General features: G+C 49.4%; 9 protein-coding genes and 3 rRNA genes. 4 read left to right on the top strand and 8 right to left on the bottom strand.

Features of this window, described 5'->3' with window-relative positions; genetic code table 11:
* Positions 1 to 6: 6 nt before the first annotated feature.
* Both argB and argC read right to left on the bottom strand, forming a co-directional pair.
* On the bottom strand, positions 7 to 789 hold the full coding sequence (gene argB / locus N5E87_RS19880) for an acetylglutamate kinase (RefSeq protein ID WP_037424139.1): 783 nt from the start codon (positions 787 to 789) through the stop codon (positions 7 to 9).
* A 31-nt stretch (positions 790 to 820) separates the two neighbouring features.
* Entirely contained in the window at positions 821 to 1,801 is a 981-nt protein-coding gene (gene argC, locus N5E87_RS19885) for an N-acetyl-gamma-glutamyl-phosphate reductase (protein ID WP_279775790.1), read from the bottom strand.
* Positions 1,802 to 2,466: 665 nt separating this feature from the next.
* Between argC and ppc the strand changes: the two genes are divergently transcribed.
* Both ppc and N5E87_RS19895 read left to right on the top strand, forming a co-directional pair.
* Positions 2,467 to 5,136 carry a phosphoenolpyruvate carboxylase gene (ppc, locus tag N5E87_RS19890; RefSeq protein ID WP_279775791.1) on the top strand — a complete coding sequence of 890 codons (2,670 nt, stop codon included), beginning with the start codon at positions 2,467 to 2,469 and terminating at the stop codon, positions 5,134 to 5,136.
* On the top strand, positions 5,136 to 5,681 hold the full coding sequence (locus N5E87_RS19895) for a DUF1439 domain-containing protein (RefSeq protein WP_279775792.1): 546 nt from the start codon (positions 5,136 to 5,138) through the stop codon (positions 5,679 to 5,681). Before ppc ends, N5E87_RS19895 begins: the two co-directional genes overlap by 1 nt.
* 97 nt (positions 5,682 to 5,778) lie before the next feature.
* On the opposite strand, the gene N5E87_RS19900 is transcribed toward N5E87_RS19895, so the two are convergent.
* The 6 genes from N5E87_RS19900 to N5E87_RS19925 all read right to left on the bottom strand — a co-directional run bounded on the left by N5E87_RS19900 (position 5,779) and on the right by N5E87_RS19925 (position 14,866).
* Complete coding sequence (locus tag N5E87_RS19900) at positions 5,779 to 7,053, bottom strand: CinA family nicotinamide mononucleotide deamidase-related protein (RefSeq protein WP_279775872.1); 1,275 nt, start codon at positions 7,051 to 7,053, stop codon at positions 5,779 to 5,781.
* Between the two features lie 259 nt (positions 7,054 to 7,312).
* Positions 7,313 to 7,428, bottom strand: a 5S ribosomal RNA gene (rrf, locus tag N5E87_RS19905).
* 131 nt (positions 7,429 to 7,559) lie between these two features.
* Positions 7,560 to 10,453: ribosomal RNA gene (locus N5E87_RS19910) — 23S ribosomal RNA — on the bottom strand.
* 306 nt (positions 10,454 to 10,759) lie between these two features.
* Positions 10,760 to 12,302 (bottom strand): 16S ribosomal RNA (locus tag N5E87_RS19915).
* Together the 16S, 23S and 5S rRNA genes form the textbook arrangement of a ribosomal RNA operon.
* 705 nt (positions 12,303 to 13,007) lie before the next feature.
* Complete coding sequence (locus tag N5E87_RS19920) at positions 13,008 to 13,913, bottom strand: helix-turn-helix transcriptional regulator (protein WP_011624435.1); 906 nt, start codon at positions 13,911 to 13,913, stop codon at positions 13,008 to 13,010.
* A gap of 56 nt (positions 13,914 to 13,969) precedes the next feature.
* Positions 13,970 to 14,866 carry a formate dehydrogenase accessory sulfurtransferase FdhD gene (locus N5E87_RS19925; protein WP_086903573.1) on the bottom strand — a complete coding sequence of 299 codons (897 nt, stop codon included), beginning with the start codon at positions 14,864 to 14,866 and terminating at the stop codon, positions 13,970 to 13,972.
* A 297-nt stretch (positions 14,867 to 15,163) separates the two neighbouring features.
* On the opposite strand from N5E87_RS19925, the gene N5E87_RS19930 reads away from it, so the two are divergent.
* Positions 15,164 to 15,628, top strand: a complete 465-nt coding sequence (locus tag N5E87_RS19930) for a DUF3305 domain-containing protein (RefSeq protein WP_011718638.1) — start codon at positions 15,164 to 15,166, stop codon at positions 15,626 to 15,628.
* Positions 15,628 to 16,284 (top strand): DUF3306 domain-containing protein, encoded by a 657-nt coding sequence (locus N5E87_RS19935; RefSeq protein WP_126512138.1) that lies wholly within the window; start codon positions 15,628 to 15,630, stop codon positions 16,282 to 16,284. Before N5E87_RS19930 ends, N5E87_RS19935 begins: the two co-directional genes overlap by 1 nt.
* The last annotated feature ends 36 nt before the right edge of the window (positions 16,285 to 16,320 follow it).

The raw sequence follows: 16,320 nt of genomic DNA on the forward strand, positions 1-16,320 counted from the left end.
CTCCGCTTATGGTTGGATTTGTGTGCCCACGGCCTCACCTTTTGCTAATGCGACTAATTGGCTTGCATCACGCCATGAGGCAACTTGAACCGCCTGCCCCATCCACTGCGCCACTTCGAGCGCAGCTTCTACTTTTACTTTCATTCCCTTTTCGATCACGCCTTGCTTCACCAACTCGGCAATCTGCTTACCATTCAGTGAAGGGATTAATTGACCTTTACCATCGAGCACGCCAGACACATCCGATAACAGCACCAACTTGCCACCGACCAACTTAGCTAATACCGTCGCCGCTTGGTCAGCGTTCACGTTCAGCATTTGGCCATCGTCCATCATCGCAATCGAGCTACAAATCGGCATCCAACCTTGGGACAGAATAAACTTGAGGTAAGTGGCGTCCTTAGGAGAAACCTCGCCTACTAACCCTAAACGCTCATCTTTGATCTTGGCCGATACTGTGTTGCCATCAGCTAAGCTCATGCCCACACTCACAATCCCAGCCTTTGTCGCTGCGCCTTGGAGGATCTTGTTTGATGTTCCGGCCAGTGCACCAGCAATAATCGGCATTTGCTCCGGCGGGGTCACCCGCAGGCCTTCTAACTTGACGGTTTCCATTCCGTTTGCGGCTAATTGCTCATCGACCAAACAGCCGCCGCCATGCACCATCAGCACTTGCTGACCATTGGCGATCATTGCTGCGGCGGTATCCATTAAACGCGCCATCCCCATTTCACACTGCAGCAGGGCGCCGCCGACTTTAAGAACTAATACTGAGTTGTTGGTAGACATCTTGACGACTCTCTTAAATAAGGATGAACGGTTAAAGGTTAAAGTGAATCTTTATGCATTGCAGGGCTTGGCTCGCCGCGCCTTTCATCAAATTGTCGATCGCACTGGCAACCACTAAGTAGCCACTGTTCTCATCAAACTTCCAACCTAAGTGGCAATTCGGAGTCAGCACCACATCATCCACTTTCGGGAACTGGTTCTGTTTCACTGTCACCAGCGGAGCTTGGTCATACACACTGTATGCCGCAGCCACATCGGCAGTGGTAGTGCCTGGTTTTAGCTGTACCGTGATGGTCGCTAAAATGCCGCGCTTGAAGTTGCCTAGGTGCGGCGTGAAGATCACCTCTTGCCCCAGTTGAGTGGCAATCTCGGGTTGATGTCTGTGGCCTAATACGCCGTAGGGTGTGAGGCTCACTTCGCAAAAACTGGTATGCAGCTGTGCCTTACGACCCGCGCCCGTCACACCGCTGACCGCATTGATCACTGGATAGGCTGAGGTCAGTAAATTCTTTAATGGTTTCAATGCTGTTAATGATGCTGTTGGGTAACAACCTGGCACAGCAATCATCTTAGTCGCGGCGACTTCTTTGGCATTCCACTCGGCTAGACCATAGACTGCCTTGGCCAACACTTCGGGATATTCATGCTCAAAACCGTACCACTTGGGGTACTGCGCCACATCGCTGAAACGATAGGCACCGCTTAAGTCAAACACGGCTAAACCTTGGTTATAGAACCAAGCCGTTAAATGCAAACTCACCGAATGCTCGGTCGCTAACACCACGGCATCCGCCTCGGCAACGATCTTCGCCTTCGCTTCTTCAGTCAGTGGTGACAGAGCTAAGTCAATGTGGCTGTAGACAGGGTACAAATCTGCTAAAGCTCTACCTTTATCTAAACTATTTTCAGAGACATACAGACCTTGAATCGATAATTCAGACTCCGCATGGACTAAAGCTGTTAGTTGTGCGCCTGTGTAACCACTGGCACCGATAATGGCGATGTTTTTCATATGTATTTTTATAAACCGAATCAAAGAGACTTAAAGAATAGATGAATAGCGTACACGCACCAGCGTATATCTATGATGACAAGACTATCGTCGTAGGAAATCGTAATGGGTCGTTATTTTATTCACTGACGGCTTAACGCTATACATCATGATATTTACTCTACAGGTCACAAGGGGTGACTCATCTCAACTGCTGGCTAGACTACCACAAAGATCTATTTATGCAATATATGTGAATATATATTTTTATTAAATTTTGTCTTTTATCTGCGTTCAAGCACGCTTAGCAAATAACACAATACTTCACTAACTGCTTAATAACTCAGTTATCTATGGATGAAAGACTGAAAAATCAGTCCTTTTTATTAACACCGAATACACATCCCCGCAAAGCCGCAAATGATGCAGTTCATATTCACTTCCACTAAACATAATAAAATATTGCGTTAGCTCGCATTTATATTGAATATTCTTCAACAATTATCGCGATTAGTTGCATATCAGATAAGCCAGTCGTATAAGTTATAAGTTCTGCTGTTGACCATTGCCCTCAGTGGTGGGTATTGTGCTAGCGGGCTATATACCCAAGCGACCTGAAGACTCTCATCACCTACAGGTTGTTTGGGTATATTGCGGATTTTTATATTTTTCAATTCGGAGTAACTATGGCAGGTAATGTGGCAGACAATGTGACCGACATGTATGCGTCGTTAAGATCGAACGTGAGTATGTTAGGGCAAATCTTGGGCGATACGATGCGCACCCACCTCGGCGATTCTTTCCTCGAGAAGGTTGAGCAAATTCGTAAACTCGCAAAAGATTCCCGCCGTGGCGACGAAGCGGCACGTGAGCAAATGCTAGAACTGCTCACGGCGCTCCCCGATGAAGAGTTAGTGCCTTTTGCCAAAGCCTTCAACCAATTCCTCAACTTAGCAAACTTATCCGAACAATTTCATACTATTAGCCGTAACTGCGATGAGCTGGTTTGCGTACCGGATCCGGTCGAACAGTTGCTTGGCCGCATGCTTAATGGCCGTATCGATCAAACCAAGATGTTGGATTGCTTAAAAACGCTGGATATCGACTTAGTCCTCACCGCGCATCCAACGGAAATCTCTCGCCGCACACTGATCCAAAAATATGCAGCGATTGTGGATTGCCTCGCCGAGCAAGAAAACAATCAACTGTCGGACAGAGAGCGCCGCCAAATTAATCTGCGTCTGCGCCAGTTAATCGCCCAAATCTGGCACACCAATGAAATTCGACGTGAACGCCCAACACCTGTGGACGAAGCCCGCTGGGGATTATCCACCATTGAAGAATCCCTCTGGCATGCCGTCCCCGACTTTTTAAGGCAGCTCAACGATCAAGTACAAGATCGCACAGGCCAACAATTGCCTATCGATATCGCACCGGTGCGCTTCTCAAGCTGGATGGGTGGCGATCGCGACGGCAACCCCTTTGTGACTGCTAAAGTCACCCAAGAAGTGTTAGATCGTAATCGCCATGCCGCCGCCCGTTTATTCCTCAAGGACATAGTGTTGCTGGTTGGCGAGTTATCGATGGAAGAAGCCAACAGCGAGCTGATGGCGTTTACCAACAATAGCTGTGAACCCTATCGTTTTGTGCTGCGCTCATTAAGACAAAAACTGCGCGACACCATAGATTACTTAAACGCCCGCATCGAGGGCCATAATCCTGAAGTGGATAAATCGGCGCTGATTTGGCAAGAAAGCGATCTGAAAGCGCCGCTAGAGATGCTGTATAAGAGTTTATGTGACTGCGGCATGCGTTTGATTGCTAACGGTTTACTCCTCGACATTCTGCGCCGTCTCGCTTGTTTTGGCATCCATATGTTACGGCTCGACATCCGCCAAGACGCAGGCCGCCACTGCGATGTACTTGCAGAGTTAACCCGCTATCTAGGTATGGGTGACTTTAACCATTGGGATGAAACCGAAAAACAAGCCTTCTTGCTGCGTGAACTCAGTAACCGTCGCCCGCTGATCCCGAGTAACTGGCAACCTTCTGCCGATGTGGCCGAAGTGCTTAACACTTGCCGCTTAATTGCTAAACATCCTGCTAAGGCGTTGGGCTCCTATGTGATTTCCATGGCGAGCAAGCCTTCAGATGTATTAACCGTATTATTACTACTCAAAGAAACTGGCTGCACTCATCCAATGCGTGTTGTGCCGCTATTTGAAACCTTAAGCGACTTAAATAACGCCGCCGAGTGTATTACCGCACTGCTCGATATCGACTGGTACCGTGGTTACACCAAAGGCATGCAAGAGGTGATGATCGGCTATTCTGACTCGGCCAAAGACGCGGGTGTAATGGCAGCCGCTTGGGCGCAATATCGCGCACAGGAGCAATTAGTCGCCGTCTGTAAACAGGCTGGCGTTAAACTGACACTGTTCCATGGTCGTGGTGGCAGTATTGGTCGTGGCGGCGGCCCAGCTCACAAAGCGATTCTGTCGCAACCGCCCGGCTCAGTTGATGGTCGTATTCGCGTTACCGAACAAGGTGAGATGATCCGCTTTAAGTTCGGCCTGCCTAAATTGGCGGTGCAAAGCTTAGCCCTGTACACCTCAGCGGTGTTAGAAGCGACCTTGCTTCCGCCGCCTGAGCCTAAGCAGGAATGGCGCAATTGCATGGAGCGTATTGCTGAGGAGTCAGTGAGTGCTTACCGCGGTATTGTCCGTGAAGAGCCTGATTTTGTGCCTTATTTCCGTGCAGCCACTCCAGAGGTTGAACTGGGCAAACTACCATTAGGCAGTCGCCCGGCAAAACGCCGTGTCGATGGCGGTATCGAGAGCTTACGTGCCATTCCTTGGATTTTCGCTTGGTCTCAAAACCGCTTAATGTTGCCAGCATGGCTCGGCGCCGGTGAAGCATTGCAGGCTGCCTGCCAACGTGGCGAAATAGGCTTGCTACAGGATATGGAACGCGAATGGCCCTTCTTTAGCACACGGATTTCCATGCTGGAGATGGTGTACGCCAAGGCGGAACCTAACTTAGCGCGCTACTACGAAACCTGCTTAGTACCGCCCAATCTACACCACTTAGGCGAAACTTTACGCCAGCGTTTAGATCTCGGTATTAAAGTGGTGCTCGAGCTGACTAAATCGGATACCTTAATGGCGCATACACCCTGGAATCGCGAATCAGTCAAACTGCGCAATCCCTATATCGATCCATTAAACTTCCTGCAGACCGAGTTATTAGCTCGTACTCGCAAGGAAACAACCGAAGCTCCCGCTTCCGAACACGTGCAACTCGCCTTAATGCTGACGATTGCCGGTGTAGCGGCGGGTATGAGAAACACAGGTTAATGAAAAAACTCACGCTTAGCCTTTGCTTGGGATTATCTGTACTGCTTGGCGGCTGCGTCACGCAGTACAGTATCAGCGAGCATGAAATGGAGCAGTATCTCAGCAAAGAGATCCATTTTGAGGTGAAACAAGGTAATCAACTCGTGGGCGCGCAAGTGCGCATTAACGACATCAGTGTCAGACTCGGCGAAAAGCCTGACACTATGAGCGTCAGTGCGGCCACTCAAGTGTCCATCACTAATCCTATTTTTCCGTTGAAGGCGCAACTATCAACCACCTTCGAGGCCAAGCCTTGGTATGACAGTGCTACCCACAGCGTCTACCTGCGCCAGCTTGAATTGGTGAAAGTCGAATCAACGCCTAAGGATATCGAGAAAGCCATCAGCAGCGCGACGCCACAGGTTATGGGCTACTTAAGGCATTTCCTCGAGAGTCAGCCCGTTTATGTGCTCGATACGAAGGACAGTAATCAAGCGCTGATGGCCAAGATGACCGAGAGCATTCAAGTCGTCCCTGGCAAATTAGTCCTTAAGTTCACTAAATAACGGCTTGCGTTGCAAACCATTCGCCATAAAAAATGCTCCCTCGGGAGCATTTTATTAATCCAGCTAGACTGACTAAAACCCTTAAGTATCCAAAGAGTTACTTGCTGAAACGCCCTATCGATTGATAATCCACAATCACAGCTTCTGTGAGTAATTCACGTCTTAACATATCGTAGGCCACTGCCGCACTTAAGCTACGCACTAAATCCCGTGAACGTCGCGGCAGTTTTATCATTTGGCTGTACACGCCACTGCGGGTTGCCAAGGCAATTGCTACTGTACCGACGGGCTTCTCTTCGGTTCCGCCATCTGGTCCCGCTATTCCACTGGTCGCTAAGGCAAAATCACTGTCTAAGATAGCACGCGCGCCCTTGGCCATTTCTTCGACCGTGGGAATAGACACTGCGCCGTGATCGTCTAACGTCGCCGGATTAACCCCTAATACTCGCACCTTAGACTCGTTACTGTAAGTCACCAGACCGTGTTGCAAATAGGAAGAACTGCCCGGGAAATCCACTAACTGACTCGTAATCATCCCACCCGTGCAAGACTCGGCAACACTCAAGGTCAAGCCAGAATTCAGTAACTTCGCATGGATTTCCTCGGCAAGCGTCGCTTTATCTTCGGCGACAACCGCAGTACCCAGCACCATTTTGATGTGCCCAGTCACCCGTGGCAGCAAAGCAATCGCCTTCTCACCGCGGGCAAAGATCTTAATCTCAATATGCGGCATTGAGGAGCGATAACCAATGGTAATCCCCTCAGGCAACTCCAATGGCTCAATTTTGTCGGCAAGGGAAGACTCGCCATGACCTATGGTCAGCAGCTTCTTCAGCGCCACCTTAGCATCGAGGTAAAACTCTTCACGGATAAAAGGAATAAATTGTTCCTTCACCATATGCTTGAGTTCAAATGGCACACCTGGGGTGAAGAATAACCAGGCTCGATTCAACTTCACTCTAAATCCACAAGCCGTACCGACGGGGTTATCCACCATTACCGCAGACTCAGGCAGCATCGCCTGCTTCAAATTACTGACGGGCATCTCACGGTTATTACGCGTAAACCAATCTTCTAAGTGCTGACGCCACTCGCGATTCTCAACCAGAGACTCTCCCTTAGCCTTAGCCATTGCTTCGGCAGACATATCATCACTGGTCGGCCCCAAGCCGCCATTCACTAAGATGACATCGGCATGCAAGCTACGCTCTTGGAAAACCGCAATTAAGTCTTCGAGGCGATCCCCCACAGTCACTCGTCGTTGGATCTCAATGCCATGCTCCATCATAGTGCTGGCAAACCAGGCCGCGTTAGTATCAACAATCTGACCCGACAGCACCTCTTCCCCAGTACAAATCATCTCTAACTTCATCATAGATCCTTAGCTACCCCAATAAATTACTGCATAAGGTAAGTAACCTCTGAAGTAATAGCAAGAGTTGCCATCGGCAGGTATGGCTCAGTAACGTGAAGAAAAGAAGGTTACAAGTCGGGATTTAGCGCACATTAGCGGGGGTGAGTGAAAGAGGCTAAAAATTGGAATGAATGATTTCAAAATCACAATCTAAAAATGGCAAACGCGAAAAACAAAAAAGCCAGCTTATTCAGCTGGCTTCATTGTTTAATTAGGCGCTTGGCGATGACCTACTCTCACATGGGGAGACCCCACACTACCATCGGCGCGATTGCGTTTCACTTCTGAGTTCGGGATGGGATCAGGTGGGACCACAATGCTATTGTCACCAAGCAAATTTGCTATTTACTTACCCGTCTTATCTCACGCAGGCAGTAAATGAATTCGGAAAGCTGGATTGAGTTGCACTTCTTAAGTGTTTGTATTCAAGCTAAGTGCTACTTAGCAAAACCCATCTGGGTTGTATGGTTAAGCCTCTCGAGTCATTAGTATCAGTTAGCTCAACGCCTCACAACGCTTACACACCTGACCTATCAACGTCCTAGTCTCGAACGGCTCTTTAGTGGACTTATAGTCCAAGGGATGACTCATCTTGGGGCTCGCTTCCCGCTTAGATGCTTTCAGCGGTTATCGATTCCGAACATAGCTACCGGGCAATGCCATTGGCATGACAACCCGAACACCAGCGGTTCGTTCACTCCGGTCCTCTCGTACTAGGAGCAACTCCCCTCAATCATCCAACGCCCACGGCAGATAGGGACCGAACTGTCTCACGACGTTCTGAACCCAGCTCGCGTACCACTTTAAATGGCGAACAGCCATACCCTTGGGACCGACTTCAGCCCCAGGATGTGATGAGCCGACATCGAGGTGCCAAACACCGCCGTCGATATGAACTCTTGGGCGGTATCAGCCTGTTATCCCCGGAGTACCTTTTATCCGTTGAGCGATGGCCCTTCCATTCAGAACCACCGGATCACTATGACCTACTTTCGTACCTGCTCGACGTGTCTGTCTCGCAGTTAAGCTGGCTTATGCCATTGCACTAACCGTACGATGTCCGACCGTACTTAGCCAACCTTCGTGCTCCTCCGTTACTCTTTGGGAGGAGACCGCCCCAGTCAAACTACCCACCAGGCACTGTCCTTAACCCCGATTAGGGGCCCAAGTTAGAACATCAACACTACAAGGGTGGTATTTCAAGGACGACTCCACGAGAACTAGCGTTCCCGCTTCAAAGTCTCCCACCTATCCTACACATGTAGGGTCAATGTTCAGTGCCAAGCTATAGTAAAGGTTCACGGGGTCTTTCCGTCTAGCCGCGGGTATACGGCATCTTCACCGCAATTTCAACTTCACTGAGTCTCGGCTGGAGACAGCGTGGCCATCATTACGCCATTCGTGCAGGTCGGAACTTACCCGACAAGGAATTTCGCTACCTTAGGACCGTTATAGTTACGGCCGCCGTTTACCGGGGCTTCGATCATGAGCTTCTCTTGCGATAACCCAATCAATTAACCTTCCGGCACCGGGCAGGCGTCACACCGTATACGTCATCTTGCGATTTTGCACAGTGCTGTGTTTTTGATAAACAGTTGCAGCCACCTGGTATCTGCGACTGCCGTCAGCTTAGGGAGCAAGTCCCATCACCAACAGCAGCGTACCTTCTCCCGAAGTTACGGTACCATTTTGCCTAGTTCCTTCAGCCGAGTTCTCTCAAGCGCCTTGGTATTCTCTACCCGACCACCTGTGTCGGTTTGGGGTACGATTCCCGCTAACCTGAAGCTTAGAAGATTTTCCTGGAAGCATGGCATCAACTACTTCATCCCCTTGGGGACTCGTCATCAGCTCTCAGTGTTAAGAACGCCCGGATTTGCCTAAGCGTTCCACCTACCACCTTAAACGCGGACTACCAACGCCGCGCTAGCCTAGCCTTCTCCGTCTCTCCATCGCAGTTAGCGGAAGTACAGAAATATTAATCTGTTTCCCATCGACTACGCCTTTCGGCCTCGCCTTAGGGGTCGACTCACCCTGCCCCGATTAACGTTGGACAGGAACCCTTGGTCTTTCGGCGAGGGGGTTTTTCACCCCCTTTATCGTTACTCATGTCAGCATTCGCACTTCTGATACCTCCAGCGTGGGTTACCCCTTCACCTTCAACGGCTTACAGAACGCTCCTCTACCGCGCAACCCTAATGGATTGCACCCGTAGCTTCGGTGGTATGTTTAGCCCCGTTACATCTTCCGCGCAGGCCGACTCGACTAGTGAGCTATTACGCTTTCTTTAAATGATGGCTGCTTCTAAGCCAACATCCTAGCTGTCTAAGCCTTCCCACATCGTTTCCCACTTAACATACACTTTGGGACCTTAGCTGACGGTCTGGGTTGTTTCCCTTTTGACGACGGACGTTAGCACCCGCCGTCTGTCTCCCGGATAGCACTCTTTGGTATTCGGAGTTTGCAAAGGGTTGGTAAGTCGGGATGACCCCCTAGCCTTAACAGTGCTCTACCCCCAAAGGTGTTCGTCCGAGGCGCTACCTAAATAGCTTTCGAGGAGAACCAGATATCTCCCGGTTTGATTGGCCTTTCACCCCCAGCCACAAGTCATCCGCTAATTTTTCAACATTAGTCGGTTCGGTCCTCCAGTTGATGTTACTCAACCTTCAACCTGCCCATGGCTAGATCACCGGGTTTCGGGTCTACGCCTTGCAACTAAACGCGCAGTTAACACTCGGTTTCCCTACGGCTCCGCTATTCGCTTAACCTCGCTACAAAACGTAAGTCGCTGACCCATTATACAAAAGGTACGCAGTCACGGTCTCAAGAACCGCTCCCACTGCTTGTACGTATACGGTTTCAGGTTCTATTTCACTCCCCTCACAGGGGTTCTTTTCGCCTTTCCCTCACGGTACTGGTTCACTATCGGTCAGTCAGGAGTATTTAGCCTTGGAGGATGGTCCCCCCATATTCAAACAGGATATCACGTGTCCCGCCTTACTCGTTTTCATCAAAGGTTAGTTTTCGTGTACGGGGCTATCACCCTGTGCCGCTGGACTTTCCAGACCATTCCACTAACACCCCTCTGACTTAAGGGCTAATCCCCGTTCGCTCGCCGCTACTAGGGGAATCTCGGTTGATTTCTTTTCCTAAGGGTACTTAGATGTTTCAGTTCCCCTCGTTTGCCTCACTACACTATGTATTCATGTAGTGATAACAGCTTATGCTGCTGGGTTCCCCCATTCGGACATCGTTAGCTCAAATGCTTGTTACTAGCTCGCCAACGCTTTTCGCAAGTTACTACGTCCTTCATCGCCTCTGACTGCCAAGGCATCCACCGTATACGCTTAGTCGCTTAACCATACAACCCAAATGAGTTTCACTTGAATTGTTGCGACCAGCTGGTTTTACTTGTCTCATTTCCGACCAAGGAAATGGACTCGCCTTAGACTTGAATATTCAAGACACTTAAAAAGTGTTTTAAGAACTCAATTTTTTTCGTATTAACACAACGACAGACATCATTGCGTTAATTACTATCAGCTTTCCAAATTGTTAAAGAACAATGCTTACCGGCTCGCGGTGCATTTCGCTCTCCCTCCTCTTTCGAGAAGTTCAACAAGCCATCTGTGTGAACACTCAACAAACATCGAGTTAGTCGTATAGGTAAGGAGGTGATCCAGCCCCAGGTTCCCCTAGGGCTACCTTGTTACGACTTCACCCCAGTCATGAACCACAAAGTGGTGAGCGCCCTCCCGAAGGTTAAGCTACCCACTTCTTTTGCAGCCCACTCCCATGGTGTGACGGGCGGTGTGTACAAGGCCCGGGAACGTATTCACCGTGGCATTCTGATCCACGATTACTAGCGATTCCGACTTCATGGAGTCGAGTTGCAGACTCCAATCCGGACTACGACGAGCTTTGTGAGATTAGCTCCACCTCGCGGCTTTGCAACCCTCTGTACTCGCCATTGTAGCACGTGTGTAGCCCTACTCGTAAGGGCCATGATGACTTGACGTCGTCCCCACCTTCCTCCGGTTTATCACCGGCAGTCTCCCTAGAGTTCCCACCATTACGTGCTGGCAAATAAGGATAGGGGTTGCGCTCGTTGCGGGACTTAACCCAACATTTCACAACACGAGCTGACGACAGCCATGCAGCACCTGTCTCAGAGTTCCCGAAGGCACTAAGCTATCTCTAGCGAATTCTCTGGATGTCAAGAGTAGGTAAGGTTCTTCGCGTTGCATCGAATTAAACCACATGCTCCACCGCTTGTGCGGGCCCCCGTCAATTCATTTGAGTTTTAACCTTGCGGCCGTACTCCCCAGGCGGTCTACTTAATGCGTTAGCTTGAGAGCCCAGTGTTCAAGACACCAAACTCCGAGTAGACATCGTTTACGGCGTGGACTACCAGGGTATCTAATCCTGTTTGCTCCCCACGCTTTCGTGCCTGAGCGTCAGTCTTTGTCCAGGGGGCCGCCTTCGCCACCGGTATTCCTCCAGATCTCTACGCATTTCACCGCTACACCTGGAATTCTACCCCCCTCTACAAGACTCTAGTTTGCCAGTTCGAAATGCAATTCCCAGGTTGAGCCCGGGGCTTTCACATCTCGCTTAACAAACCGCCTGCGCACGCTTTACGCCCAGTAATTCCGATTAACGCTTGGACCCTCCGTATTACCGCGGCTGCTGGCACGGAGTTAGCCGGTCCTTCTTCTGTAGGTAACGTCACAGCTGCAAGGTATTAACTTACAACCTTTCCTCCCTACTGAAAGTGCTTTACAACCCGAAGGCCTTCTTCACACACGCGGCATGGCTGCATCAGGGTTTCCCCCATTGTGCAATATTCCCCACTGCTGCCTCCCGTAGGAGTCTGGGCCGTGTCTCAGTCCCAGTGTGGCTGATCATCCTCTCAGAACAGCTAGGGATCGTCGCCTTGGTGAGCCATTACCTCACCAACTAGCTAATCCCACCTAGGTTCATCCAATCGCGAGAGGCCCGAAAGTCCCCCTCTTTCCCCCGTAGGGCGTATGCGGTATTAGCAGTCGTTTCCAACTGTTATCCCCCTCGACTGGGCAGATCCCTAGGCATTACTCACCCGTCCGCCGCTCGCCACCTCAGGAGTAAACTCCCTTGTGCTGCCGCTCGACTTGCATGTGTTAGGCCTGCCGCCAGCGTTCAATCTGAGCCATGATCAAACTCTTCAATTAAAAGTTTTGTGAATCCGAAGATTCGACTCAATGAATTCTGAATCGACTTAACTTAATAAGTCGTTGTACATATTGCTATGAACACTCATTCATTGATTTAAATTTTGATTACTCGCCAAACGGCAGAGTAATTTCGATTAACTCAACACCTGTGAGTGTCCACACAGATTTCTTGTTTAGATTGTTAAAGAGCATTTGACCTCAGCTTTCGCGTTACCGCTCAGCGGGTCAGGGCTGCGTATTCTACGCATTTCCCCTGTCGCGTCAAGGCGTTTTTGCAAACTTCTTGAGGCTTTCGAACCAACTGCACATTTTGCATTCGATTCGCACTGTCACCGCGGTTGCTTTCGCTGTCTGCCGTGTCAGTGGATGCGCATTATAGGCAGCAGAACTTTTTACGCAAGGGCTTTTTTCAGGTTTTTTGCATTATTTTTCAAATCACTTTTTACACCCAAACTAGGCACAAGCTACCCACTACTTATTCCCATAGTTATCCACAATCGCTGCATTTATCATCACTGCATGCCAGCAAAATCATTAATTAGAGCGGTTCATCGCACGATTGAAGCGTACCGCTGAAGCAAAAAAGGAATTAAAGATGAAAGTCGGCAATTAGAATTGGAGAACAAAGAGACGAAGTAGCGACCTTATACTTATATAGCTACATAAAAGTATAAGGTCGTGTAACGCGGATTACTTATGGTGTTAGTTAGCACTCCACAATAACTGGCCGCAATCGGTAAGATCGTATCCGCCTAACAACGCTGCCATTTGGCGTGTATGCCCGCTGCTTAACATAGTAAAGAGTTGTTGCAGTTGTCTGCGGAAGTAGATGCTTTGTGGCATCACAAAGTCGAAGGACTCTTTAACGAGTGGCACGAAGCTTAAACCACTTTCCAAGGCTACGGATTGGCAACCAAACCCAATGTCGGCATCACCCCGTGCTATATATCCTGCAAGTTCACGCTCGCTGTAGGCTGTTAGCACAACATTGAGTTGATCTAAACGTGCCCCTTGCTTTAATAGCCATTGTTCTAAATGTTGTTGGCTCCCTGCGCCACCTTGGCGACTGACCCAGCGCCAGGGTAAGGTGAGTACCTTGTCCTCTTCTTGGCATCTGTGGTGCATATCGGTTCGCATGATCAAGCCTTGCTGACGGGAATAGCCATGGACCATGATCCATTGCTGATGGTTCTGATAACCTTTGAGTAAGGCTGGATGGCGGATATTTCTATCCTCCATGCTGCCCCAGTGCAGAGTACAAACGTCGGCATAACCCTTTGCTAAAAGCTCTAACCCGAGGCGTGAGCCTGTTGCGCTGTAGCTGATCAGCTCACGACTACCAACCTGCGCCATTAAGCGTGCGACTAACATAGAAAGCAGAGGATCATCACTGCCAGTGATCAAGAGTCGGTCGGTTAACATGCCGCTGTGGCAAGAGTCCATCACCCAACGGTCAATTAGCACCTTAGGGAATAACCATTTACCGGTGATTTTCGTTGCTGGCAGAATTCGGTCATTCGCCATGGCGTAGACTTTCTTCTCGTTCAGATCTAAATACTCAGCAACCTGCTTCGCGCTCATGTAAATCAATTCACTGGCGGATGTCATCTTATGTCCTTGTCGTCCTATCTCTCTGAGTTCAAGCAATACCTTTTATCGCGGCATTAGTTGCCTGACGGGGTATTCACATCAAATTCGAGATTTTCACTACCGTGATAGATCAAAAAGTGGCGCCCTTTCGCTCGGGCAATAATGGTGATGCCTAGCTGTTGAGCCAGTTCTAAACCCATTTGTGTCACGCCACTGCGCGACAGCAATACGGGGATCCCCATTTTGGCGACCTTAATCACCATCTCCGAGGTGAGTCGTCCCGTGGTGTAGAAAATTTTGTTATCGCCCCGATCCTGTGCCAACCACATATCACCCGCTAAGGTATCCACGGCATTGTGGCGTCCCACATCTTCCACAAAGGCAAGGATCTGGTCGTTCTCGCAGACACCGCAGCCATGAACGGCGCCGGCATTCTTATAAGTGTCATTATATTCATTGATATTTTTAAGCAAACTGTAGAGCGTACTTTGCTTAAGGCTAGGTGTGGGTAGCTGGATATCATCTAAATCCTGCATAAAACTGCCATATACAGTTCCTTGACCACAGCCTGAGGTCACGGTTTTTTCCGATAATTTTTGCTCGATATCAGCAGTTTGTTCACGGGTTAATACGGCGGCGGAGTTAACATCCCAGTCGACAATTACAGAGTCTAACTGGCTGACATCTGAAATAAAGCCCTGATTTTTGAGATAGCCTAACGCCAGCGACTCGGGTTTTGCCCCTAAGGTCATCAAAGTCACAATCGGGCGCCAGTTAAGGTAAACCGTTAAGGGCCTCTCACAGGCAACATGCTTATCAATCACCTCGCCCGACTCATCAACGGCTTTGACTGCGATCGTTAACGGCACTTCAGCCTGTGTTTTCACAAATGTGAAGGCTGACTTCGCTGGCGATGGAGGGTCATTCGGCTGTGCTTGCTGAGCAATATTAGAACTATTATCAGAAATCATAATGTTACCGCGTTACGTGTGATGGCATCAGCATAGCAATATTTATACCTAGGTATGAAACTCTGGGCTAAATGCGTGATCCGTCGCAATTCTGAATATTTCACTGGGCGGAAATGTCCCAGACAAAATGTCCAATTAGACAAAATGTCCTAAATTCACCCTTATTTTGATGATCCACCTCAAACAAATACCCCCTGTTTAATGGCATTAATATTGCAGTGACCTTTTATCGCAATCAGTAGGGGAAAGAGAACCGTTAGCTCAGGTTCGTCCCCTCTCGGCTGAAACGGAGAGACAATGCAACATACTACTAGTGTTTGGCCAATGTACGTTTCGCTCAAAAAAGTAGAGAAACAAATGGGCCGTTGGACCTCGGTACAATGGGAAATCGATCATCTGCTGCCCGCCACCCACGAAGCCCCCGAAGGCGCGACCTTAGTGCTGCTCGAACTGCACAAAGATGAACGCGCCAGTTATCGCATCAACCTCGACATGGACAACGCCATGCTGTATTTGGTCTGCGATGAAATGGCAGATGGCACTTGGGTCCCCGCGCTACTCTCGGCGGATCAAAACGTGGCAGCAGGCTGCCTTGAAGGCAACACTCCCGTTATCAATATGCTGATGCCTGAAGCCATCGCCTGCTGGATTGAAGCCTTTATCACCCAATACGGTGAAGTTGAAATCGCCGCTTATCGTCGCAAGCATGTCGACCACCGTAAAAACCAAGGCCCTAGCCGCGACCCATTGCGGAGGGACTAATGACTGACTCAACCCCGAAGGCTAACGGCTTTTTTAGCCGTTGGAGCCAGCGCCGTGAGCAAGTCGCAGCCGAAGAAGCCGCACTTGCAGCCCAAACTACGGCCGAAAATCTTGCAGAAGTAAAGCCTGACACCACGGCAGAGTCTGCCGCGACGACTTCTGAACCTCAAGATGCCCTCCCAAAAACCGATGAGGACCCCAACCGTATCCTCACCGCAGAGGAACTGCCCAATCCCGAAGAAATTGAGATTGGCGGCAGCTTTGCTAAGTTTATGGGAGCCAATGTTGACCCTGCGGCCAAAACAGCAGCGCTCCGAGCCTTGTGGAAACAACCTCATTTCAATGAGATAGATGGTCTTTTGGAATATGCGCTCGACTACAGTAATCAGCCAAAGCTGACGCCTGAGGTATCCGCTGAGTTAGCCCAAAAAGTATTCCGTTTTATCACCAAAGAGAATGAAGAGTCAGACGAAGATCTGGTCTCAATCCCTAACGATGCGGTGGTGAATACAGAAAATGCAATGGAATCAAAAAACAGTGGTGTCGAAACCGAATTAGCAAACACTCAGATCACGGACAATTTGGATGGGGAGACTGATGACCTACCCCAAAATGCACCAGAGCCAACCGCTCAGATGCAAAAGCCAGTTGTTTAATGTCAGTTTAGCTAATTTTTATGTCCATAACTTTGG

The organism is Shewanella sp. GD03713 (genome assembly GCF_029843705.1).
Classification (GTDB): Bacteria; Pseudomonadota; Gammaproteobacteria; order Enterobacterales; family Shewanellaceae; genus Shewanella.